The sequence below is a fragment of the Actinomadura gamaensis genome (assembly GCF_042652125.1).
Taxonomy (GTDB): domain Bacteria; phylum Actinomycetota; class Actinomycetes; order Streptosporangiales; family Streptosporangiaceae; genus Spirillospora; species Spirillospora gamaensis.
The window spans coordinates 266,765-289,448 of the sequence record NZ_JBHSIT010000008.1 but is presented as its reverse complement, the minus strand read 5'-3'; the positions used below and the strand labels follow the sequence as shown (position 1 = coordinate 289,448).

Sequence of the window (22,684 nt, the reverse complement as noted above, 5' to 3'; positions counted from 1 at the left end):
CAGAGCGTCAGTGTTGCCGAGCTTCGGCGCTGCCGAGCGTCAGCGGTAGACGGCGTTGGACGCCGGGGAGGTGACGACGTTCCCCAGCGGGTCCTTCACCCGGATCTTGTAGGTGTGCCGCCCCCTGGGCGCGGACGAGTCGGTGAAGGTCAGCGTCGGCGTCGTCCAGAACGCGGACGGCTTGGTCAGCGTGCCGATCGCCTTCGTCCCGTTGTCGCGCAGGACCTCGTAGGTGAGGTTGGCGTTGTCCATGTCCCAGGTGGACGTCCAGCGCAGGCTCACCTTGCCGGCGAAGGCGGTGGCGCGCGGCGCGCTCGGGCTGATCGGCCCGGACTTGTTCGGCGCCTTGGCCCTGGTCGTGAACCGGACCAGGCCCTGCTGCGCCTTGCCGTTCACCGAGGGGAACTCACCGCCGAGCGCGATGTAGCTGGCGTTGCCGGTGATCGCCCAGGCGGCCTGGTACTGCTTGGTGAAGGTGCCCATGGCCAGCGTGGGGAACCAGTGCAGCAGGCTCGGGATCGGCTGCTTGCTGTAGTTGCTGTTGCTGCCCGGCTCGGCCTTGTCACGGCCGGTCGGAGCGGCGGTCTCGGCGAGCGTCCGGTGGTAGGTCTCCGGCTTGGTCTCCTCGAACGCCCCGAGGGACGAGCAGTCGTGCGCGTGCGAGACGCTGTAGACGGCCTTGCCCAGCGGCAGGATCGAGTAGGTCGCGCCGTAGCAGTTGTCCAGCCAGATCAGGTCGCCGCCGTTGGCCTTGGCCGCGAAACGGCCGTCGTACCAGTGGTAGCCCTCGCCGTCCGCCGCGCCGAAGATCGTGTCGCCCTGCACCTGGAGGTCGGTCACGTACGAGAACTTGGTGCCCTGCCGGGTCGGCACCGGACGGCTGCTCCACGGCGCGAGCGAGCCGTTGGAGGTGTAGAGCGCGCCGACGCCCACCTTGTCCTGGCCGTCGAGCTTCTGGAACCGGCCGCCGACCACGATGGTCTTGCCGCCGGGCGCGAGCGCGAGCGCGAACACCTCGTCGTCGTCGGCGGTCGGACGCCAGGTGTCGATGTTCGCGCCGTTGGCCGCCTTCACCGCGGCGAGCCGGGTGCGCGGCTTGCCGTTGACGTTGAAGAAGTTGCCGCCGAAGTAGACGGTGTTGTTGGTCGCGGCGATCGCGCGGACCTTGTTGGACACCACCGGCTTGAACGCGTCCACCAGCTTGCCGGTCTTGGTGTCGAACGCCGCCAGCCGCGTGTGCGGCTTGCCGTCCACCGTGGTGAACTCGCCGCCCACATAGACCCGCTTGCCGTCCGGCGAGGCCACCACCCGCAGCCCCTGCCCGTTCAGCTTGTGGTTGAAGGACGTGACCAGATTGCCGGTGCTGAGGCTGAACGCCAGCAGGTTCTGCCGCGCCACCTCCTTCTTGTCGCCCGGCTTGGTGCCCGGCGGACGCGCCTTGGTGAAACTGCCGGTCGCATACACCGTGTCGCCCACGGTCGCCATGCTCCACACCACGCCGTTCACCTGCCAGGTCGGCAGCGGGTCCGCGCTCATCGTCGCGGGCGTCCCGGCCGCCGGAGCGGTGTCGGCGATCGCGGGCCCGGCCGGAACGAACGCCGCGCCCAGCAGGGCGGCCCCTCCGGCGAGCGCGATGCCGGAGCGTCTCCTCCGGCGGGTGGACGGTACTGGTCGCGTGTGAGCCCTCACGAATCGCTTCCCTTGTGTCCCCGGAGCCTCGGTGGCGCACGGCCACCCCTCGGTCAGGGAGAGATCGTAGTACTTGTCCGCAATGCCCTCAGTGCAACCCGGCGAATATTCAGCGAAGAGGGCGGGTCCTCCGGAAGAGGACCCGCCCTCGGCCGAGTCTGACGGCTCAGCGCTCAGCCTGACGGCTCAGAGGCCGGGCCGGACGGCTCATCAGGGGGCGAGCCGGTCCGCCCGCAGGTCGTCCAGCGAGAGCCGCACCGGGACGGCCGTGTTCTTCGCGGTGTACGCCCGCACCCCGACGCCGCCCGCGCGCTGGAGCGCGGCGGTCGCGTCGGTGGCGGAGACCAGCCACGCCGCCGGCTCGGACTGCCCGGCGACCCAGACCTTCGCGCGCAGCGTGGTCGGGGCCGACCCGACCGCCTGCACGCGCACCCGCAGCCGCGTCCACGCCTTGAACGCGATGCCCGGGACGGCCTTCTCCGCCCCGATCGCGGTCTCGGCGCCGGACGCGTTCGTCCGGCTCAGCCGCAGGTACACCTTGCCCGCCGCCATCCGGACGCGGGCCCGGTACTCGCCCGCGCCGCCGATCGTGCGGGGCGTGCCGTAGGCCGCGACGCCCGATCCGGTCGGGTTCCGGTCGGCGGAGAGCTGGAAGGCCAGGTCGTTGCTCGTGGACGACACGGCCTTCAGCCCGGCCCCGCCGAGCGCGCCGGTCTTGGTCATCTTGATCCAGCCGACGCCGCCGCTGGTCGAGAACGAGCCGCCGTAGACCGTCCACGCGCCGCCCGGCGACGTCGTGCCCCAGCCGGACGCGACCGTCCGGGTGAACGAGTCGGTGACGAGGTTCTGCGGCTTCACCGCGACGCTGCCGGTGGACTCCGCCGCGACGCCCTTGTCGTCGGTGACCTTCAGCTTGACGGTGTAGCTCCCGGCCGCCTGGTACAGGTGCGCCGGCTTCACTCCGGTGCCGGTCGTCTTGTCGCCGAAGTCCCACTCGTAGGACTTGATCGAGCCGTCCGGGTCGGCGGACTTGCCCGCGTCGAACGTGCACGACAGCTGCTTGCAGTCCGGGGTGAACGCCGCGACCGGCGGCACGTTCGGCTTCTCCTCGCCCGAGCCGATCCCGAAGTGGTGCTTCAGCGTCGCCGCGGTCAGCGCGGACGGGTAGACCGCCACCTCGTCGATGTCGCCCTTGAAGTACGGGCTGCTCGGCGCCTGCGGCCAGCCCGTGACGGTGTCGCCGCCGATCCGCCAGTAGCCGTCGTAGTTCTGCCCGAAGGTGGTGCCGGCGTCCTCGGCCTGCTGCTCGCCGTCCACGTACAGCCGCATACCGGCGGTGGAGCTGAGCGTCCCGGCGACGTGGTGCCACTTGCCGTCGTTGAGACCGCTCTTGCTGCTCAGGGTCTTGGTCTTGCCGTCGTTGACGCCGAAGACCACCACGCCCTTGTCGGTCATGTAGAGCTGCCGGTCGTAGGACGCGCTGAGCCCGGTCGCCTTGTCCCCGAACCCGACGATCTTCCCGCCGGACGAAGCCGAGGTCCTGATCCACGCCTCCACGGTCAGGTCGTCCGGCGCGGGCGTCGGGGCTCCCCCGGCCGTCCCGGACGAGGTGCCGTCGAAGGTCGCGGCGTGGTCGTCGTCGCCCGCGATCGCGCCCTGCGCGTCCCGCCGGACGCCGGAGCCGACCGTCAGGTCGCCCGCGCCCGCGTAGTCCATGGCCTTGCCGGACGCCTCGCCGAGCCGCCAGTAACCCGCCGGGTCGTCGGCGGCGACGATGTCCGCGTACGGGCCGACCTTGCCGTCACCGGGCTTCGCCGGGTTCGACTTCACGGTGCGGGCCGCGTTGCCCGAGGCGTCCTTGGCCCGGACCTCGTAGGTGTGCTCCACGCCCGGAGCCGCGGTCTTGTCGATGAACGCGACGGTCGGCCGGCTCCAGAACGTCGAGGTGCGCGTGATCGAGCCGACCGGCGTGCTGGCGCCGTCCCGGAGCACCTCGTAGGTGAGGGCCGGGTCGTCCATGTCCCATGTCGTCTGCCAGCCGACGCGGACGCGCCCGCCGGGCAGCGGCGTCGCGGTCGGGGCCGGGCCGTTGGGCGCGGCCCAGCCGTCCGCCTTCGGACCGGCCTTGTTCGGGGCCTTCGCCCGGCTCGCGAACCGGACGATCCCCTGCTGGGCCTGGCCGTTCACGGACGGGAACTCGCCGCCGAGTGCGATGTAGTCGTCGTTCCCGGTGACCGCCCAGGCCGCCTGACCCTGCTTGGTGAACGTGCCGGGGGCCAGCGTCGGGAACCAGTGCATCAGGCTCGGGATCGGCTGCCGGCTGTAGTTGCTGTTGCTGGCCGGCGGAGCGTGGTCCACGCCGGTCGGGTCCGCGGTCTCGGCGAGCGCGCGGTGCCACGTCACGGGGTTCGTCTCGCGGAAGTCGCCGAGCGAGGTGCAGTCGTGCGCGTGCGAGACGCTGTAGATCGTCTTGCCGCGCGGCAGCATCGAGTACGTCGCGCCGTAGCAGTTGTCGATCCAGACGAGCTTGCCGTCGTCGGCCTTCGCCGCGAACCGTCCGTCGTACCAGTGGTGGCCCTCGCCGTCGGCCGCGCCGTAGACCGTGTCGCCCTGCACCTGGAGGTCGGTCACGTACGAGAAGTTCGTCCCCTGCTTGGCCGGGACGGGCCTGGCCTCGAACGGCAGGGTCGCGCCGGAGGTCGGATCGACCTCGCCGACGCCGACGTGCGGCTCGCCGTTGATCGTCTGGAACCGCCCGCCGACCAGGATGCCGCCCTTGGGCGCGATGGCGAGCGCCATCACCTCGTCGTCGTCCGCCTTCGGCGCCCACGGCAGGTTCGACCCGTCGGACGCCTTGACGGCGGCGAGCCGCGTGCGGCCCTGGCCGTTGACGTTGAAGAAGTTGCCGCCGAAGTAGACGGTCGTGGCGGTCGCGGCGATGCCGCGGACCTTCGCGCTGACGTCCGGCTTGAAGGCGTCCACGAGCTGGCCGGTCGCGGTGTCGAACGCCGCGAGGCGCGTGTGCGGCTTGCCGTCCACGGTCGTGAACTCGCCGCCGACGTACACGCGCTTGCCGTCCGGGGACGCCACGACGCGGAGTCCCTGGCCGTTCAGCGTGTGGTCGAAGGACGTCACGAGCTGGCCGGTGCTGAGGCTGAACGCGAGCAGGTTGCTCCGCGCGACCTCCTGCTGCCCGGCGGGCGCGCCCGCCGGACGGGCCTTGGAGAAGTCGCCGGTCGCGTAGACCGTGTCGCCGACCGTCGCCATGCTCCAGACCACGCCGTTCACCTGGACGGTCGGCAGCGGATCCGCGCTGACCGTCGGCGGCGTCGAGACGGAGTCGGCCGCCGTGCTCGCCACGGTGGCCGAGTTGTCCGGGTCGATGAGCGCGACCGCGCCGGCGAGGGCGGCCGTCAACGCGACACCTCCGGCGAGCGCCGCGCGCCGCCGGGAAAGTCGCGGGGTGAGTCGTCTACTGGGACGAACGTTCACGAGCTGGGATCCTCCGCAGAAAGGGAGCGGGGCGTCACATCAACCCCAGAAGTAACCGTCAGGTTAACCACAACGTGAGGTCGTCCGCCGCCGGCGGGGTCAATGCGCCTGAATCGTGACCGGACGTCTCGCCCGTCCGCCTAGACTCGTATTTCCTCCGGCCTCCGGCCTCCGGCCCACGAGCCCGCGCCCCGCGTACGCCCCCGATCTGCGAGGAGTCCCCCACATGCCCGTTCCGCGTTCGCTCCGAGTGGCCCCGGTCGCGGTGCTGACCGTGGCGCTGGCGCTGACCGGCTGCTCGTCGGGGAAGAAGAAGGAGGCCAAGCCCGGTCCGCCGCCCCCGGCGCCGACCGAGCAGCCCGAGTCGCAGGCCAACGCCGCGCCCGGCGCGAAGGCGGTGACCATGTCGGGCGGGCTGAAGAAGCCGGTCACCTACGACGACAAGATCACGGTCGCGGTCAGCGGCGTCCGGTACGTGAAGAACACCAAGCAGGGTCCGGGCGAGGTCACCGGCAAGACGCTGACGATCTTCACGCTGAAGTTCACGAACGGGTCCGGGCAGGCGCTCGACCTGAACGGCGTCCGGGTCGTCGCGAAGTACGGCGCGGACAAGCAGACCGCCAGCCCGACGTCCTACGCGAACCTCAACGACTTCTACGGGACGGTCAAGCCCGGCGCGAGCCGGTCCGCCTCCTACGCCTTCGACCTGCCGAGCCAGGGCTACAAGTCGGTGATGCTGGGCGTCACGTTCGACGGCAAGCACAAGACCGCCCTGTTCACCGGCGCGATCCACCCCTAGCGCGTGGGACTCCGTCGCTCCGCCCGCGCGTGGCTGGCCACGGCCGCCGCGGTCCCGGTCATCGCCGGTGGCGTCGTCGGCTGGCAGCTCCTCCGGGAGGACTCCGCCGCCACCCCCCAGCCCGTGTACACCGCGCCCGCCGAGAAGGCCGAGGCCGGCGCCGGGTCGCTGCCGGTCGGGCGCACCGCCTACAAGGTCCCGCGCGGCGCGGTGATCGTCGCGCCGAACGGCAGCGACGGCGCGTCCGGGACGTCGTCGGCGCCGCTGCGCACGATCGCCGCCGCGATCTCCCGCGCGCCCGACGGCGGGACGATCGTGCTGCGGCGCGGCGTCTACCACGAGTCCGTGACCGTCCCGGACGGGCGGCGGCTCAAGATCCAGGCGCATCCCGGCGAGGCGGTGTGGCTGGACGGCAGCTCGCGCCTGACCGGCTGGAAGCCGTCCGGGAGCCGCTGGGAGTACGACGGCTGGACGTACCGGTTCGACGACAGCCCCAGCTACACCAAGGGCGAGTCCGACGGCGACAACCCCGCCTTCCGCTTCCTCGACCCGTCCTACCCGATGGCGTCGCACCCCGAGCAGGTCTGGGTGGACGGCGTCGCGCAGCAGCAGGTCGCGTCCGCCGACGAGGTGAAGCCCGGCACGTTCTTCGCCGACACCGACGGACGGCGGCTGCTGCTCGGCTCCGACCCGACCCGGCACGAGGTGCGGGCCGCGACGCTCCAGGAGGGCGTCACGCTCAAGGGCGCGGGCTCGGTGCTGCGCGGCGTCGGCGTGCGCCGGTACGCCACGTCCATCCCGCAGCTCGGCACGGTGAAGGTGCTCGGCCCGAACATCACGGTCGAGAACGTGACGGTCACCGACTCGGCGTCCACCGGGATCTCGGTGGACGCGCCGCACGCGCGGCTGCGCCGGGTCACCGCCCTGCGCGCCGGGATGCTCGGCCTGCACGCCAACTACGCCGACGACCTGCGGATGGAGAACGTCCTCGCGCGGGGCAACAACACCGAGCACTTCCGCGCCGCGCCGGTCTCCGGCGGCATCAAGATCACCCGGTCCCGGAAGGCGGCGGTGGTCGGCGGGGTGGTGTCCGACAACCGCGGCAAGGGCCTGTGGTTCGACGAGACCGTGCAGGACATCACCGTCACCGGGCTCCGCGTCGTCCGCAACACCGACCACGGCCTGGTGCTGGAGCTGTGCGCGCGGGCGGTGATCGCCGACAACGTGGTCGGCGACAACGGCGGCGACGGCGTGAAGATCAACGACACCTCCGAGGTGCGGATCTGGAACAACGTCCTGACCCGCAACGGCCGGAACCTGCACCTCATCCAGGACCACCGCGGGGACGACCCGAACGCGCCGTCCCACGCCACCGGCCGCGACCCGCGCCGCGCCCCCGACCCGGCGATGACCTGGCGGATCGGCCGGATCGTCGTCGCGGACAACGTGATCGCGTTCGGTCGCGACGGCTCCTCCTGCCTGCTCTGCGTCGAGGACACCACGCACCAGCGCGCGGCGTCCCAGCTCGCCCTCACCGTGGACGGCAACACCTACTACCGCCGCGACTCCGGCGACCCGGCAGTGCTGGTCGTCTGGCCCGTCGGCCAGGGCGACCCGAAGAGCTTCAAGAGCGAGTCGGAGTTCCGCAACGCCACCGGCCAGGAGAAGTCCAGAGACCCGCTGCCCCTCCCGGCCGATCTCGCTTCTCTCCTCGGCAAGCCCGCCGGAACCAGGCACCAGGGAGCCTGGCGCCCCTAGGGCTTGGTCCAGCCCCTAGGGCTTGGTCCAGCCCCTAGGCTTGGTCCGGCCCCTAGGGCTTGGTCCAGGGAAGCTCCCGCCCCAGGAGCTTCTCCAGGTCGGCGTTGAAGGGCGCGTAGTGCTCCGCGAGGGCCCGGCGCGTGCTGTCCTTCAGCTCCGCGCTGGGCGCGGGGTTCCAGACCTTGGACGCCGCCTTGGGCAGCGGGGCCGAGGGCAGGCCCAGGAAGGCCGCCACCTCGTCGATGGCCTTCTGCTGGTCGGCGTAGAACTCCTCGGCGACCAGGACGTGGACGCGCTCGGGCGGGAAGTGCAGGAGCCAGCGGCGCAGGTGCGGGGCGTACTCGCTCTGCGCCCGGTACGACTGCTGCTCGTGCGCGTAGCTGCGGTAGCCGGGGCGGGTGCGGATCTTCTCCTCCTCGCCCGCGAGCCGGTCGGCCTCGGCGGCGAGGGCGTCCTCGAAGGTGGGCAGCTCCTCGGCGTTCTGGCGGCGGCGCTCGCGGTAGTGCGAGAAGGCGCGCTCGACCGGATCGCGCAGGATCAGCAGGATCCTGGTGTCGGGGACGTCGTGCCCGGCCCGCTCGGCGGCGAGCGGGTGGAACAGGTAGTACGGCGAGCCCTCGCCGACCACGACGCGTCCGCCCGCCCGGCGGGACGCGGCGCGCCGGGCCGCGATCGTCGGGAAGTGCGAGCGGTACCAGGCGTCGCCCTCCTCGTAGTGCGAGTCGAAGTAGTGGACGCCCTTGGTGTCGTTCCGCTTGGGCAGCAGCCGGGCGCTCGGGAACAGCGGCATGATCCGCGGATGTTCGAGCAGCCCGTAGTACAGCGACGTCGATCCGCCCCGCTTGGCGCCGATCAGCAGGAAGTCGGGTCCGGGCCGGAGTGCGGCGGTCGTCATCCCGTAGCGGCGGATGAGGGTGCGTCCGGCGCCGATGACCGGTTCGGGGAGGAGGTCGCGATTCACGCTGACAGCGTAGTTGCGCGCGCGACCCCGCCTATCCTGTGGGAGCGATGCCTTCCCTTTTCCCCCGTCCGGCCGTCCGCCGCCCCGCCGTGGTCCTCGAACCGGGCCACCGCTGGGCGGTGCTGCTGCCGATGGCGTTGATGCTGGCCAGCGACTACAAGCTGCGCAGCCGTCCGGTGGACGAGACGGTCGGCGGCAGCCCCGACCTCACCGTCTTCCTGGAGATCGCGGTCTACGGCCTCGCCGCGCTCTACCTGTACTTCCGGTTCGGGATGCGGCCGCCGGCGCGGCGCACGACCGGGCTGCTGTTCGCCACCTGGGCGTTCGCCGGCTACGTGGCGATGTCGGCGCTGTGGTCGCCGTTCATGTCGCTCGGCGTGGTCCGGGGCGTGCAGCTGCTGATCACGATGGCGCTGGTCCAGGTGCTCGCGACCCGCGCGACCCTCGCCGACCTGCACCGGCTCGCGCACGCGTTCGTCGTGGTGGTGCTGGTCTCGGTGGCGATCGGCGTGGCGCACCCGTTCCCCCGGACGCCGCAGACCCGCACCCGGTTCAACTGGCTGTACGTGCACCCGGTGATCGCGGGCGTCTACCTCGGCGTCGCGGTCCTGCTGGTGTTCGGCCTGCTCGTGCGCAGCCGCCGGCAGGGCGAGCGGGCGCGCGGCTGGCCCCCGCTGGTGTACGCGGGCGTCCTGCTGGTGCTGATGGGCGCGCTGGTCGCGACCGGCACGCGCGGCGCGGCGGCCGGGGCGGCGGCCGGGCTTCTGGTGCTGATGGCGACCGCGCGCGGCCCGCGCGGACGCATCGACCTCGTCGTCATCGGCGGGGCGGTCGGCGCGGTCGGGGTGCTGGCCTTCTCCGACAAGATCATGAACTTCGTCGCGCGCGGCGAGTCGGCCGACAAGCTCGCCTCGCTGAACTCCCGCACCGACCTGTGGTCGCTCGCGATGCGCGCGTACGAGGAGAAGCCGATCTTCGGGCACGGGCTGGGCGCCTCGCGCGGGCTGTTCCTCCAGGACATCGGGCTCGGCGGCGGCCACAACGCGTTCGTCAACGCCCTGGTCGACAACGGGACGGTCGGCACGGCCCTGTTCGTGGTGCTGCTGCTCACCCTCGGCACGGTGCTGGTCACGCTCGTCCGGCGCCGCGAGCTGCGCGGCGACGCCGGGACGCTGCTCGGCATCCTGGCGTTCTTCCTGGTGGACGGCATCACCACCGAGGGCCTCGCGGTGCCCGCCAACGTCTCGGGCATCTGGCTGCTGCTCCTGGTCGCCTGGACCGAGACGCTGCGGCGCGGCCGGTTCCGGCCGGACGGCCCGCGCGTCGCGATCACCATCCCGGGCGCCGTCTCGGCCCCGGACGCAGCCCTGGACACGACCTCGGACGCGGCCCGGGATGCGGCCTCAGTCCCGGGCCCGGCCCGGGACGCGGCCTCAGTGCCGCACGCGCCGCCTGCCGCGCAGGTAGAGCCCGCCCCCCACCGCCCCTAGCAGGACGAGCCCGGCCACCGAGCCGGTGCCGAGCACGCCGCCCGGCAGGCTCTCCTTCGGGGCGCGGTAGTCCTCGGTGCGCGGCGCCGGGTCGGTCGCGGCGCGCCCCGGCACCGGGCCGGCGCTCTCGGTCTGCGGGCTCGGGGCGTCCGCCAGCGGCAGCGCCAGCACGCGCGGCCGGGAACCGCTCTCGGCGATCAGCACCCGGCGGCCGTCGGGGGCGACGGCGATCGCGTCGCCCTTCGCGCCGGTGCGCAGCACCTGGGTGACCTTGTCGCGGATCCCGGCGAGCACCCGGAGGTCGCCGCCGCCGCGCAGCACGACGCGTCCGTCCGGGGCGAACGCGCCGCCGCGCACGCCGAACGGCAGCCGCCGCACGCGGGTCAGCCGGTTCCCCACGTGCGAGCCGAGCGCGGCGGGCAGGGCGTACACCGAGGCGGCGTTCGCCGTCCGCGTCACCACGTACAGCCGCTGCTCGGACGGGTCGCCGAGGACGGTCCCCGCCTCGTGCGCGCCGTCCGGGTAGGTCACCTGGTAGGTCTTGGCGGTCAGCGCCGCGTCCGCGAGCCTGGCCGGTTCCGGCACCTTGTACAGGGTGAGGGTGTCGTGCTTGGCGCCCGTCCCGTTCAGGTCCGCGAGGAAGATCGTGCCCGCCCCGCCGTCGCCCTTGACGACCGCGAGCGTGTCCCAGCCGCGCGTCCCGGGGACGGTGAACGACGCCTTCGTCCGGCCGTCGTCGCCGAGCGCGAACAGCCGCTGCCTGCGGGCGTCGAGCGTCCACCAGACGTCCGGGTGGGCGATCCCCCTGGCCAGCGCGCCGGGATCGGCGAGCCGCGCGTCCTCGGCGCGGAACGCGACGGCGGCCTGCGGCGCGGAGGTCGGCACGGGGTTCGGCGCGGCGGCCCGCGCGGGCGTCTCGGCGAACGCGGCGAGGACCGCGACGGAACCGACGAGCACGCCGGTCCGGACGACGATGGAGGCGTCTGTCCGGACACCGGCGCAGGTGCTTGATCGCACGACGTGACCTGCCTCTCCTCGACCGACCGTGTGGCATTCTTGCGCATGTGGAACCACTTGGCATCAAGGGAGCCTTCCTCGTTACCCCCCGGGTACACGGGGACAGCCGCGGCTCCTTCCACGAGTGGCTGCGCGGGGACGTCCTGCGCGAGCGGCTCGGGCACGATCTGAAGCTGGAGCAGGCGAACTGCTCGGTGTCGGCGCGCGGCGTCCTGCGCGGCGTGCACTTCGCGGACGTGCCGCCGGGCCAGGCGAAGTACCTCGCCTGCGTGCGCGGCGCGCTCATCGACGTCGCCGTGGACCTCCGCGTGGGCTCGCCCACGTTCGGCCAGTGGGACGCGGTCCGGCTGGACGAGGAGAACCGCCGCTGCATGTACCTCGCCGAGGGCCTGGGCCACGCGTTCCTCTCGCTGGAGGACGACACCACCGCGATCTACCTGTGCTCCGAGCCGTACACGCCCCACCGGGAGCACGGCGTCCACCCGCTCGACCCCGACCTCGGCATCGCGTGGCCGTCCGACGTCGAGATTGTGATGTCGGACCGGGACGCCGCCGCGCCGTCCCTCAAGGAGGCGCTGGAGTCCGGTCTCCTCCCCGACTACCAGGACTGCCTCGCCTACTACGGCAAGCTCGGCGCGACCTTCCTCTGATCACGGCCGGTCGATCACGGCCTTTCGGTCACGGTCCTTCGCTCACAGCCCGCCGGTCACGGCCCTTCGGTCACAGCCCGCCGGGACGGCATTCGGGCCAGGCCGCGCGCAGGGCCTCGCGCCAGTCGCGGAGCGGCGGCAGGCCCGCGCGGTTCCAGCCGCCGTGTTCGAGCACGCTGTTGGACGGGCGGGCCGCGGGCCGCGGGAACCGGTCGGTCGTGGTGGGCCGGACGCGGTCGGGGTCGTGCCCCAGAAGGGTGAAGACCTCGCGCGCCAGCCCGTACCAGGTCGTCTCGCCCGCGTTCGTGCCGTGGTACACGCCGGGAGGCGCGTCGGCGGTGAGCAGTTCGACGATCCGGCCGGCGAGGTCGCCCGTCCAGGTGGGTTGGCCGCGCTGGTCGTCCACAACGTCCACGGTGTCGCGCTCGGCGGCGAGGCGGGCCATGGTCGCGACGAAGTTCGGCCCGTGCGCGCCGTACAGCCAGGCCGTGCGCACGACGTAGGCCCGCTCGTAGGAGAGGGCCGCGCGCTCGCCTGCGAGCTTCGTGCGGCCGTAGGCGTTGATCGGCGCGGTCGGAGCGTCCTCGGCGTACGGGCCGTGACCGGGGAACACGTAGTCGGTCGAGATCTGCACCAGGCGCGCGCCGGCGTCGCGGCAGGCGTCTGCCAGCGACCCCACGGCGGTGCCGTTGATCGCGAGGGCCTCGGCCTCGTGCTCCTCGGCGTCGTCCACGGCCGTCCAGGCGGCGCAGTTGATCACCGCGTCCGGGCGGTGCGCGGCGACGACGTCGCGGACGGCGCCCGCGTCGGTGAGGTCGAGGGCCGCGCGGTCCAGGGCGACGGCGTCCGGGAGGCGCGCGAGCAGATCGGTGCCGAGCATCCCGCCGGCACCGGTGACCAGGCATCTCACCGCGCGGCCTCGTTGCGCTTCTTCAGCGGCTCCCACCAGTCGCGGTGGTCGGCGTACCACTGGACGGTCTCGGCGAGCCCGTCCTCGAACGCGATCCGCGGCGCGTAGCCGAGGGCGCGGAGCTTGGCGTCGTCGAGCGAGTAGCGGCGGTCGTGGCCCTTGCGGTCGGGCACCCGCTCGACCTTCTCCCAGCCGACGCCGAGCGCGTCCAGCAGGCGCTGGGTGAGCTGGAGGTTCGTCATCTCGGCCGTGCCCGCGATGTGGTAGACCTCGCCGGGCTCGCCGCGCTCGGCCACGACCTGGATGCCCCGGCAGTGGTCGGCCGCGTGGATCCAGTCGCGGACGTTGCCGCCGTCCCCGTAGAGCGGCACGGTCAGGCCGTCCATGAGGTTCGTCACGAACAGCGGGACGACCTTCTCGGGGAACTGGTACGGCCCGTAGTTGTTGCCGCAGCGCGTGATCGACACCGGCAGCCCGTGCGTCACCGCGTACGCGCGCGCGATCATGTCGCCGCCCGCCTTCGCCGCCGAGTACGGCGACCGGGGCGCGAGCGGGGCGGACTCGTCCCACGAGCCCGTCTCGATGCTGCCGTACACCTCGTCGGTCGACACCTGGACGACCCTGGGCACGCCCGCGTCGAGGCACGCCTGCATGAGCGCCTGGACGCCCTGCACGTTCGTCCGGACGAACTCCCCGGCGCTCGCGATCGACCGGTCCACGTGCGACTCGGCCGCGAAGTTGAGCACCACGTCGTGGCCGGGCACGACCTCCGCGAGCAGCTCGGCGTCGCACACGTCGCCGCGCACGAAGTCGAACCCGCCCGCGACCGGCTCCAGGTTGGCCAGGTTGCCCGCGTACGTCAGCCGGTCGAGGACGGTCACGCGCGCCCCCGCGAACGCGGGGAACGCGCCGGAGACGAGGTCCCGCACGTACTGGGACCCGATGAACCCGGCCCCGCCGGTCACCAGAACTCTCATTGCCTGATCTGCACCTTGCTGTGGTCGCCGAGGACGAGGCGGTGCGCGCGGGGCACGTTCGGCGCGGGCGTCACCTCGGCCTCGCGGCCGATCAGCGAGCACTCGATCCGGCCCACCCCGTCGATGGACGCCCCGCGCAGCACGATGGAGTACTCGATCTCGCTGTCGATCACCCGGCAGTCCCGGTCGATCGAGGTGAACGGCCCGAGGTAGGAGTCGCGCACCTGCGACCCCGCGCCGACGATCACCGGCCCGACGATCCGGGACCCGGCCACGGTCGCGCCCGCCTCGACCACGACCCGCCCGATCAGCTCGGACGCCGCGTCCACGGTGCCCGCGACCGACGGCTCGACGCCCTCCAGCACCAGCCGGTTGACCTCCAGCATGTCGGTGACGTTGCCGGTGTCCTTCCAGTAGCCGGAGATCACCGTGGACTCGACCCGGTGCCCCGCGTCGATCAGGCCCTGGATCGCGTCGGTGATCTCCAGCTCGTCCCGCCAGGACGGCTTCAGCCGCGCGACCGCCTCGTGCACCCGCGCGCCGAAGATGTACACCCCGACGAGCGCCAGGTCGCTCTTGGGCCGCCGCGGCTTCTCCTCCAGGCCGACGACCCGCCCGTCCGCGTCGAGCTCGGCGACGCCGAACGCGCGCGGGTCGGAGACCTTGGTGAGCATGATCTGCGCGTCCGGGCGCTCGTCCCGGAACCGCTGGACGATCTCCTTGATGCCGCCGACGACGAAGTTGTCGCCGAGGTACATCACGAAGTCGTCGTCGCCGAGGTACTCGCGGGCGATGAGGACGGCGTGGGCGAGCCCGCGCGGCGCGTCCTGCGGGAGGTAGGTGACCTCCAGGCCGAACGCCGAGCCGTCGCCCACCGCCTCCTGGATCTCGGCGGCGGTGTCGCCGACGACGATCCCGACCTCGCGGATGCCGGCGTCCCGGAGCGCCTCCAGCCCGTAGAACAGCACGGGCTTGTTCGCCACCGGCACCAGCTGCTTCGCGGAGGTGTGCGTGATCGGCCGCAGCCGCGACCCCGAGCCGCCCGCCAGCACGAGCGCCTTCACAGGACGCCGCCCGGCCGGGGGGAAACGAGTGGGTTCACAGCGGCTCCAGGGGGACCGGGGGAAGTACTCCTCGACATTACCGGCCCCGGAAAGCGACCCGTCCCCGGTTGCCCCTGACCACAACCAGCCAGCCCCGGCCCCTTTGGCGCCGCTTCAGAGCCCGGCCGCCGGGCCCGGGGGCCCCGGCGGCCGGCGGTCCGGCGGGCGGCCGGCGGGTCGCTAGCGGGCGGAGATGATCATTCCGGCCGCGACGGTGTTGTTGGTGGCCTCGTCGATCAGGACGAAGCCGCCGGTCAGCCGGTTGCGGGCGTAGTCGTCCACGAACAGCGGCTGGGTCACCCGGAGGCTGATGCGGCCGATCTCGTTCAGGCCGAGGGCGGTCGCGTCCTCGTCGCGGTGCAGCGTGTTGACGTCGAGGCGGTAGTTGAGGTCCTTGACCATCGCCCGCGCGGTGCGGGTCGTGTGCTTGACGATCAGCTTGGTGCGCGGGGTGAGCTGCCGGTCCGGCGTCATCCAGCACACCATCGCCTCGATGTCCTGGGCGACCTCGGGCCGGTTGTTCGGCCGGGCGATCATGTCGCCGCGGCTGATGTCGATGTCGTCGGCCAGCCGCAGCGTGACCGACATGGGCGCGTACGCCTCGTCCACCGGGCCGGCCGGGCCGTCGATGTGGGTGATCGTCGTGGTCAGGCCGGACGGCAGGTGCACCACCTCGTCGCCCGGCTTCAGCACGCCGCCCGCGACCTGCCCCGCGTAGCCGCGGTAGTCGTGCAGCTCGGGGTCGGTGCTCTTGTGCGGCCGGATCACGTACTGCACCGGGAACCGGACGTCGATGAGGTTGCGGTCCGAGGCGATGTGCACGTGCTCCAGGTGGTGCAGCAGCGAGCTGCCCTCGTACCAGGGCGTGTTCCCCGAGCGCTCCACCACGTTGTCGCCGTGCAGCGCCGAGATCGGCACGAACGTCAGGTCGGTGATGTCCAGCTTGGCGGCGAACGCGGTGAACTCGTCCACGATCCGCTCGTAGACGGCCCGGTCGTAGCCGACCAGGTCCATCTTGTTCACCGCGACGACCAGGTGCGGCACCTTCAGCAGCGTCGCGAGGAACGCGTGCCGCCGGGACTGCTCCAGGATGCCCTTGCGCGCGTCCACCAGGATGATCGCGAGGTCCGCGGTGGACGCCCCGGTCACCATGTTCCGGGTGTACTGGATGTGCCCCGGGGTGTCGGCGATGATGAACTTGCGGCGCGGCGTCGCGAAGTACCGGTACGCCACGTCGATCGTGATGCCCTGCTCCCGCTCGGCGCGCAGGCCGTCGGTGAGCAGCGCGAGGTTGGTGTACTCCTCGCCGCGGTCGGCGGAGGTCCGCTCGACCGCCTCCAGCTGGTCCTCGAAGATCGACTTGGAGTCGAACAGCAGCCGGCCGATCAGGGTGGACTTGCCGTCGTCCACCGATCCCGCCGTCGCGAACCGCAGGATGTCCATGGGCTTGCCGGCACTCGTCACGGTGCTCACTAGAAGTAGCCCTCCTTCTTGCGGTCCTCCATCGCGGCCTCCGACGACCGGTCGTCGGCGCGGGTCTGCCCGCGCTCGGTGATCCGGGTGGCGGCGATCTCCTCCATCACCTGCTCCAGCGTCGCGGCGTTCGACTTCACCGCGCCGGTGCAGGACGCGTCGCCGACCGTCCGGTACCGGACGGTCGCCTCGAACTCGGGCTCGTCGTCGCCGCGGTTGGCGAAGCCGGTCTCGGCGTCCAGCAGCATCCCGTCGCGCTCGAACACCCGGCGGGTGTGCGCGAAGTAGATCGGCGGCAGCTCCAGGCCCTCGCGCCGGACGTAGTCCCAGATGTCCAGCTCGGTCCAGTTCGACAGCGGGAACACCCGGACGTGCTCGCCCTGCCGGATGCGCGTGTTGTACAGGTTCCAGAGCTCGGGACGCTGGTTCTTCGGGTCCCACTGGCCGAACTCGTCGCGGAACGACACGACGCGCTCCTTGGCGCGGGCCTTCTCCTCGTCGCGGCGGGCCCCGCCGAACGCGGCGTCGAACCGGTGCTCCTCGATCGCGTCCAGCAGCGTCGTCGTCTGGAGCCGGTTGCGGGACGCGCGGCGGCCGGTCTCCTCGACGACGCGTCCGGCGTCGATCGACTCCTGCACCGACGCCACGACCAGCCGCAGGCCGAGCTCGGCCACCCGGCGGTCGCGGTACTCGATCACCTCGGGGAAGTTGTGCCCGGTGTCGACGTGCATGACCGGGAACGGCACCGGCGCCGGCCAGAACGCCTTCTGCGCCAGGCGCAGCATCACGATGCTGTCCTTGCCGCCGGAGAAGAGCAGGACGGGCCGCTCGAACTCGGCGGCCACCTCGCGGATGATGTGGATCGACTCGGCTTCGAGCACGTCAAGCTGGGACAGCAGGTAATCGCAGCGCTGCATGGGTGGGGGCTTCCTGACTTCGGGGCCGGTCATCGGGCGACGTCCCGGATGCCGGACAGCAGCGTCGGTGCCGACACCGGATGGCACACCAGGATATCCGGGAGGCGCGGGTCCGCCCGGTTGTAGATCAGGGGGGCGCCGTCCACGCGGGACGCGTGCGCGCCGGCCGCGAGCGCGACCGCGGCCGGGGCGGCCGAGTCCCACTCGTACTGGCCGCCCGCGTGGACGTAGGCGTCCACCTCGCCGAGCAGCACGGCCGAGATCTTCGCGCCGGCCGATCCGATCGGCACGAGGTCGAGCTCCACGGGGACGCGCTCGGCGAGGTCGTCGAGGAACGCGGGCGGCCGCGACCGGCTCACCGCGATCCGGATCCTGCCGGGATCGGCCGGCTCCGGCACGGCCAGCGGCCCCGCCTTTGCGTTCCCGGAAGCGGCGTTCCCGGAAGCGGCGGTGCCGGCCGCCCCGGAAACGGCCGTCCCGGAAGCGGTGGTTCCGGACGTCCAGCCCGACGCGGCGGGGCCGGTCGGGAGGACGGCCGCGCCGTCCTCGGTGGTGTGCAGCGTCACGCCGCGTCCGGGGAGCGCGACCGCGCCCGCCGCGAGGCGGTCACCGGTCCAGAGCGCCACGTGGACGGCCCAGTCGAGCCGTCCCTCCTCGCTGAACTCGCGGGTGCCGTCCAGCGGGTCGACGATCCAGACGCGCGGGGCGGCCAGCCGGTCGGTGAGGGCGGTGTTCGCGGTCGGCGCCGCGGACGACCCGGCGGACCGCTTGCCCGCGACCGACGCCCGCCCCTCCTCGGAGAGCACGGCGTCGCGGGGACAGCGCTCGGCCAGGCGCGCCATCAGGTACTCGTGCGCCCGCAGGTCGCCCGTGTCCTTGAGCGCGCGCGAGTCGCCGAAGCCCAGCTCGTCCCGGACGTCCAGGAGGAGCCGGCCGGCCTCGGTCGCCAGTTCGGCCGCCAGCGCGTGGTCGGTCATGCCGTCCGTCACACCCCAATTCCCGACTCAGCCGATCAGTTGGGTTAAGAATCTCATGGCAGCCGAACGGCGGCCGACACCGGGTACCCGGTACGCGCAGCGTACGCGCCCGGAGCGGGCGGCAGTACCCGCGGCGGCCCGCCGGTCAGTAGGCCCCGGAGCCGCGGACCACGGCCGACCAGGTCTTCCACATGATCTGGAGGTCCATCGCGAGCGACCAGTTGTCCACGTAGCGCAGGTCGAGCCGGACCGACTCCTCCCAGCTCAGGTCGGACCGCCCGCTCACCTGCCAGAGCCCGGTCAGCCCCGGCCGGACGACCAGCCGCCGGTACACGTCGCCACCGTACCGGGCGACCTCCTCCGGCAGCGGGGGACGCGGGCCGACCAGCGACATCTCGCCGCGCAGCACGTTGATCAGCTGGGGCAGCTCGTCCAGCGAGTAGCGGCGCAGCAGCCGGCCCACCCGGGTCACCCGCGGATCCGAACGGATCTTGAACAGCACGCCGTCGTGCTCGTTGTCGGCCAGCAGCTCGGCCTTGCGGCGCTCGGCGTCCACGACCATGGTGCGGAACTTCAGCACGGTGAACTCGCGCCCGCCGCGCCCCACCCGGACCTGCCGGAACAGCACCGGGCCCCGGTCGGTCAGCTTGATCACGAAGGCCACGGTCAGCAGCAGCGGGCTCAGCAGGAGCAGCGCCGCCGCCGCGCCCACCCGGTCGAGCAGCGTCTTCAGCGCCTTGCGGACGCCGTCCAGCTCCGGGTGCTCCACGTGCAGCAGCGGCAGCCCGGACACCGGACGGATCGAGATGCGCGGACCCGCCACGTCCATCAGCGCGGGGGCGACGGCGAGCTCCACGTCGTCCCGTTCGAGCTGCCAGGCGAGCCGGCGCAGGGCCACCCCGTCCATCTCCGGGCAGGCCAGCACCGCGACCGAGTCGGCGCCGAGCCGTTCCACCACCTGCGCGACCTGCGCGAAGTCGCCGGCGACCGGCACCTTCGCGACCGGGCCGCCGCGGTCGTTCGGAGGCAGGCACACCGCCACGACGTCCATGCCGTGGTAGCGCTTCTGCCGCAGCAGGCGGATCAGGTCCGACAGGGCGGCGCGGTGGCCGACCGCGACCACCCGGCGCATGCAGTCGCCCTTCCAGCGCCGCGCGTGCAGCCGCTTGCGCAGCCGGTACCGCGCGACCAGGCACAGGAAGACGCCGAGCGGCAGCGCGAGCACCACGTACCCGCGCGCGACCTCGATCTTGAGCGCGTAGGAGACCATCGCGACCGAGGCGATCATCAGGAACCCCGCGCGCAGCACGCGGTGGAACTCCTCGTACCCGACGCCGGTGTAGCGCGGCTGGTAGGCCCGGCACAGCGCGAGCGCGACCAGCCAGAACAGCGGCAGCGCGAGCGAGAACACCGCGTACGGCAGGGTCATCCGGTCCGGGAAGCCGGGGAAGCGGGCGGCGAAGGCCACCCCGCCCGCCAGGAGCATGGCGAGCGCGTCCAGCGCCACGGCCGCCCGCTGGTAGCCGCGCGTCCACTGCTGGACGCTCGACCGTGCCCGGACGTCTCCGGAAGTCTCGCCTTTCGGCGACCGAAGCCCGTCCATCACGGCCATACCGACATCACCGCCTTGCCCAACTTGCCCCGGAACGCGGTTCCTATCCCAGAGACGGCCGAATACCGCTCGGGGTTCACATGCGCCCACATGCACCACGTTGTGATGCATCTTACGGGCGTTATGACGCGTGGAAGACGTTCTGCGCCGCGTCGAGGCCGCTGGTGAGCAACGCCTCCACGGCGTCGCCCGCGCGCTCGACGTTCAGGTCGAGCTCCTTGCGCTCGACCGAGGAGAAATCCTTGAGGACGAAGTCGGCGGCGTCCATCCGTCCGGGCGGGCGACCCACCCCGAAACGGACGCGCAGGTACTCCTTGTCGCCGAGCGACCGGGTGATCGAGCGCAGCCCGTTGTGCCCGTTGTCACCCCCGCCCTTCTTGATGCGGATCGCGCCGTACGGGATGTCGAGCTCGTCGTGCACCACGACCGTCCGCTCGACCGGGACCTTGTAGAAGTCGCGCAGCGCCTTCACCGGCCCGCCCGACTCGTTCATGTACGAGCGCGGCTTCGCCAGCACGACGCGCGAGCCCGCGAGGCGGCCCTCCAGGACGTCCGCGCGCGACCGGTGCGACTTGAACTTGCCGCCGGCGCGCCCGCCGAGGACGTCCAGCACCATGAAACCGGCGTTGTGCCGGTTGCCCGCGTAGGACGGCCCGGGATTGCCCAGCCCCACGACCAGCCACAGATCAGTGCTCACCACGGTTCTCCGGAGAGACGGGCACGGCCCCTTCCGGTGCGGACGCACCGGAAGGGGCCGTGCTCTGGAACTGCTGAACGAGCGTCAGACCGAACCGGTCGTCACTCGGCGGACTCCTCGCCCTCGGCCGGAGTCTCGGCCTCGGCCGGGGTCTCCTCGGCCTCGGCGGCCTCGCCCTCGGTGTCGCCCGCGGACGCGGTCGCGTCGTTGATCTGCAGGATCAGCGACTCGGGGTCGGTGACCAGGGTGGCGCCCGCCGGGAGCTTCACGTCGGAGGCGTGCACCTGGGTGCCGACCTCCAGGCCGCCGATCTCGACGTCCACGGCCTCGGGGATGTGGGTGGCCTCGGCCTCGACCGCCAGCTGCACGGTCTCCTGCGCGACGACGCCGCCGGCGACCACGTCGCCGGTCAGGTTCACCGGGATCTCGACGGTGACCTTCTCGCCGCGCTTCACCGCGAGCAGGTCGACGTGCTCCAGGAAGCCCTTGATCGGGTCGCGCTGGACGTCCTTCGGCAGGGCCAGCTCGGCGCCCTTGCCGGGGATGTCGATGGAGAGCAGCACGTTCGGGGTCTTGAGGGCGAGCATGAGCTCGTGGCCCGGCAGCGCGATGTGCACGGGGTCGGTGCCGTGGCCGTAGAGGACGGCGGGCACCTTGCCGGCCCGGCGGGTGCGCCGCGCGGCACCCTTACCGAACTCGGTGCGCGGCTCGGCGGCGATGCGTACCTCGGACACGGCGAAAACTCCTCGTTGTTGCGATCCACGGCCGACCGGCACGGTCGTCCGCTACGGACAGTGCGAATCAGGCGTTGCTCGATGCGTCGTGCGCCTCGAAGACTCGTTTACGCGTTCCTCCGGGGAGTGCGGAACCTGCCCAGGTTCCACTGCCAGGGCCGCACTGAACCGACCCGGGGGCATACGCGGATTCAAAGAGTCTAGCCGATGGCCGGAACGTCTCAGGCCACCACGGCCCAAGCGGGCGCCCGCGGGACGGCCGGAGCCGGGGCTTCGGGCGCCCCACCGGGGCCTGTCCGGCCGGACGCGCGAGCGCCCGGCCCGCACGAGGCGGACCGGGCGCTCGACGCCGCTCGAAGCCGGCGGTCTGGCCGCGATCTAGCTGTGACCGCCGAACAGGCTGGTCACCGAGCCGTCGGTGAACACCTCGTGGATCGCGCGGGCGACCATCGGGGCGATCGACAGGACGGTCAGCTTGTCGAACTGCTTGTCCTCCGGGATGGGCAGCGTGTTGGTCAGCACCACCTCGGAGATCTTGGAGTTCTTGAGCCGGTCCACCGCCGGGCCGGACAGCACGCCGTGCGTGGCGGCGACCACGACCCGCGTCGCGCCGTGCTCGAACAGCGCGTCGGCGGCCTTCACGATCGTGCCGGCGGTGTCGATCATGTCGTCGACCACCACGCAGGTGCGGCCCTCGACGTCGCCGACCACGTCGAACACCTTGACCTCGTTGGCCACGTCCGGGTCGCGCTTCTTGTGGATGATCGCCATCGGCACGCCGCCGAGCCGGTCCGACCAGCGCTCGGTGACCCGTACCCGGCCGGCGTCCGGCGCCACCACGGTGACCTGGGACAGGTCGAGCTTGTCCTCGAAGTGGTCGGCCAGCAGGTCCAGCGCGAACAGATGGTCGACCGGGCCGTCGAAGAAGCCCTGGATCTGCGCGGTGTGCAGGTCCACGGTGATCAGCCGGTCCGCGCCCGCGGTCTTGAACAGGTCGGCCATCAGCCGGGCCGAGATCGGCTCGCGGCCGCGGTGCTTCTTGTCCTGCCGGGCGTAGCCGAAGAACGGCGCGACCACGGTGATCCGCTTGGCGGAGGCGCGCTTGAGCGCGTCCACCATGATCAGCTGCTCCATGATCCACTGGTTGATCGGCGCGGTGTGGCTCTGGATCACGAACGCGTCGCTGCCCCGGACCGACTCCAGGAACCGCACGAAGGTCTCGCCGTTGGCGAAGTCGTAGGCGGAGGTCGGCGTCAGCTCGACGTCGAGATTCGCCGCTACCTCTTTGGCCAGTTCCGGGTGGGCGCGGCCGGTGAAGAGCATGAGCTTCTTCTCGCCGCTGGCCTTGATCCCACTCACTTGGACGACTCCCCCTCAGAGATCGTTGCGCCGCTCACTCGCCGGCCTTGTCCTCGCCGCGGTTCCGGT

At 72.2% G+C, this 22,684-nt stretch carries 18 protein-coding genes; 4 read left to right on the top strand and 14 right to left on the bottom strand.

Annotated features, from left to right (window positions below):
* Nucleotides 1-39: 39 nt before the first annotated feature.
* Both ACFPCY_RS27110 and ACFPCY_RS27105 read right to left on the bottom strand, forming a co-directional pair.
* Nucleotides 40-1,689 (bottom strand): PQQ-binding-like beta-propeller repeat protein, encoded by a 1,650-nt coding sequence (locus ACFPCY_RS27110; RefSeq protein ID WP_378259656.1) that lies wholly within the window; start codon nt 1,687-1,689, stop codon nt 40-42.
* Nucleotides 1,690-1,899: 210 nt separating this feature from the next.
* Nucleotides 1,900-5,181 (bottom strand): LamG-like jellyroll fold domain-containing protein, encoded by a 3,282-nt coding sequence (locus ACFPCY_RS27105; protein WP_378259655.1) that lies wholly within the window; start codon nt 5,179-5,181, stop codon nt 1,900-1,902.
* A 226-nt stretch (nt 5,182-5,407) separates the two neighbouring features.
* Here ACFPCY_RS27105 and ACFPCY_RS27100 point away from each other — a divergent pair, with 226 nt between their 5' ends.
* Both ACFPCY_RS27100 and ACFPCY_RS27095 read left to right on the top strand, forming a co-directional pair.
* Nucleotides 5,408-5,980, top strand: coding sequence for a DUF4352 domain-containing protein (locus ACFPCY_RS27100; RefSeq protein WP_378259654.1), 573 nt, complete (start codon nt 5,408-5,410; stop codon nt 5,978-5,980).
* Nucleotides 5,981-5,983: 3 nt separating this feature from the next.
* Nucleotides 5,984-7,738, top strand: a complete 1,755-nt coding sequence (locus ACFPCY_RS27095; protein ID WP_378259653.1) for a right-handed parallel beta-helix repeat-containing protein — start codon at nt 5,984-5,986, stop codon at nt 7,736-7,738.
* Nucleotides 7,739-7,790: 52 nt separating this feature from the next.
* On the opposite strand, the gene ACFPCY_RS27090 is transcribed toward ACFPCY_RS27095, so the two are convergent.
* Nucleotides 7,791-8,699, bottom strand: coding sequence for a sulfotransferase (locus ACFPCY_RS27090; protein WP_378259652.1), 909 nt, complete (start codon nt 8,697-8,699; stop codon nt 7,791-7,793).
* A 47-nt stretch (nt 8,700-8,746) separates the two neighbouring features.
* Between ACFPCY_RS27090 and ACFPCY_RS27085 the strand changes: the two genes are divergently transcribed.
* The gene (locus ACFPCY_RS27085; protein WP_378259651.1) at nt 8,747-10,189 is read left to right on the top strand and encodes an O-antigen ligase family protein; all 1,443 of its coding nucleotides are present in this window, start codon (nt 8,747-8,749) and stop codon (nt 10,187-10,189) included.
* On the opposite strand, the gene ACFPCY_RS27080 is transcribed toward ACFPCY_RS27085, so the two are convergent.
* Entirely contained in the window at nt 10,133-11,206 is a 1,074-nt protein-coding gene (locus ACFPCY_RS27080; RefSeq protein ID WP_378259650.1) for a YncE family protein, read from the bottom strand. The genes ACFPCY_RS27085 and ACFPCY_RS27080 overlap by 57 nt on opposite strands.
* Before the next feature lie 47 nt (nt 11,207-11,253).
* Here ACFPCY_RS27080 and ACFPCY_RS27075 point away from each other — a divergent pair, with 47 nt between their 5' ends.
* The gene (locus ACFPCY_RS27075; RefSeq protein ID WP_378259649.1) at nt 11,254-11,856 is read left to right on the top strand and encodes a dTDP-4-dehydrorhamnose 3,5-epimerase family protein; all 603 of its coding nucleotides are present in this window, start codon (nt 11,254-11,256) and stop codon (nt 11,854-11,856) included.
* 70 nt (nt 11,857-11,926) lie between these two features.
* On the opposite strand, the gene rfbD is transcribed toward ACFPCY_RS27075, so the two are convergent.
* The 10 genes from rfbD to ACFPCY_RS27025 all read right to left on the bottom strand — a co-directional run bounded on the left by rfbD (nt 11,927) and on the right by ACFPCY_RS27025 (nt 22,615).
* Nucleotides 11,927-12,766, bottom strand: coding sequence for a dTDP-4-dehydrorhamnose reductase (gene rfbD / locus ACFPCY_RS27070; protein WP_378259648.1), 840 nt, complete (start codon nt 12,764-12,766; stop codon nt 11,927-11,929).
* Nucleotides 12,763-13,743, bottom strand: a complete 981-nt coding sequence (gene rfbB, locus ACFPCY_RS27065; RefSeq protein WP_378259647.1) for a dTDP-glucose 4,6-dehydratase — start codon at nt 13,741-13,743, stop codon at nt 12,763-12,765. The genes rfbD and rfbB overlap by 4 nt, the downstream gene beginning before the upstream one ends.
* Nucleotides 13,740-14,807, bottom strand: a complete 1,068-nt coding sequence (locus ACFPCY_RS27060; protein ID WP_378259646.1) for a glucose-1-phosphate thymidylyltransferase — start codon at nt 14,805-14,807, stop codon at nt 13,740-13,742. Before ACFPCY_RS27060 ends, rfbB begins: the two co-directional genes overlap by 4 nt.
* A gap of 219 nt (nt 14,808-15,026) precedes the next feature.
* Entirely contained in the window at nt 15,027-16,289 is a 1,263-nt protein-coding gene (locus tag ACFPCY_RS27055; RefSeq protein ID WP_378259890.1) for a sulfate adenylyltransferase subunit 1, read from the bottom strand.
* A gap of 29 nt (nt 16,290-16,318) precedes the next feature.
* The gene (gene cysD / locus ACFPCY_RS27050) at nt 16,319-17,236 is read right to left on the bottom strand and encodes a sulfate adenylyltransferase subunit CysD (protein ID WP_378259645.1); all 918 of its coding nucleotides are present in this window, start codon (nt 17,234-17,236) and stop codon (nt 16,319-16,321) included.
* A 29-nt stretch (nt 17,237-17,265) separates the two neighbouring features.
* A complete protein-coding gene (locus ACFPCY_RS27045) occupies nt 17,266-18,213 on the bottom strand; it encodes an inositol monophosphatase family protein (RefSeq protein WP_378259888.1) in 948 nt (315 codons plus the stop codon).
* A gap of 145 nt (nt 18,214-18,358) precedes the next feature.
* Nucleotides 18,359-19,825 (bottom strand): sugar transferase, encoded by a 1,467-nt coding sequence (locus ACFPCY_RS27040; RefSeq protein WP_378259644.1) that lies wholly within the window; start codon nt 19,823-19,825, stop codon nt 18,359-18,361.
* Between the two features lie 121 nt (nt 19,826-19,946).
* A complete protein-coding gene (pth, locus tag ACFPCY_RS27035) occupies nt 19,947-20,522 on the bottom strand; it encodes an aminoacyl-tRNA hydrolase (RefSeq protein WP_378259643.1) in 576 nt (191 codons plus the stop codon).
* Nucleotides 20,523-20,623: 101 nt separating this feature from the next.
* The gene (locus tag ACFPCY_RS27030; RefSeq protein ID WP_378259642.1) at nt 20,624-21,256 is read right to left on the bottom strand and encodes a 50S ribosomal protein L25/general stress protein Ctc; all 633 of its coding nucleotides are present in this window, start codon (nt 21,254-21,256) and stop codon (nt 20,624-20,626) included.
* Nucleotides 21,257-21,634: 378 nt separating this feature from the next.
* Complete coding sequence (locus ACFPCY_RS27025; RefSeq protein WP_378259641.1) at nt 21,635-22,615, bottom strand: ribose-phosphate diphosphokinase; 981 nt, start codon at nt 22,613-22,615, stop codon at nt 21,635-21,637.
* Nucleotides 22,616-22,684 lie beyond the last annotated feature (69 nt).

What these genes read in the sequence shown, in the direction of transcription:
- ACFPCY_RS27055 (WP_378259890.1), bottom strand. Translation starts at nt 16,289, where the DNA reads ATGGACATCCTGCGGTTCGCGACGGCGGGATCGGTGGACGACGGCAAG.
- rfbB (WP_378259647.1), bottom strand. Translation starts at nt 13,743, where the DNA reads ATGAGAGTTCTGGTGACCGGCGGGGCCGGGTTCATCGGGTCCCAGTAC.
- cysD (WP_378259645.1), bottom strand. Translation starts at nt 17,236, where the DNA reads ATGCAGCGCTGCGATTACCTGCTGTCCCAGCTTGACGTGCTCGAAGCC.
- ACFPCY_RS27085 (WP_378259651.1), top strand. Translation starts at nt 8,747, where the DNA reads ATGCCTTCCCTTTTCCCCCGTCCGGCCGTCCGCCGCCCCGCCGTGGTC.
- ACFPCY_RS27040 (WP_378259644.1), bottom strand. Translation starts at nt 19,825, where the DNA reads ATGGCCGTGATGGACGGGCTTCGGTCGCCGAAAGGCGAGACTTCCGGA.
- ACFPCY_RS27100 (WP_378259654.1), top strand. Translation starts at nt 5,408, where the DNA reads ATGCCCGTTCCGCGTTCGCTCCGAGTGGCCCCGGTCGCGGTGCTGACC.
- ACFPCY_RS27045 (WP_378259888.1), bottom strand. Translation starts at nt 18,213, where the DNA reads ATGACCGACCACGCGCTGGCGGCCGAACTGGCGACCGAGGCCGGCCGG.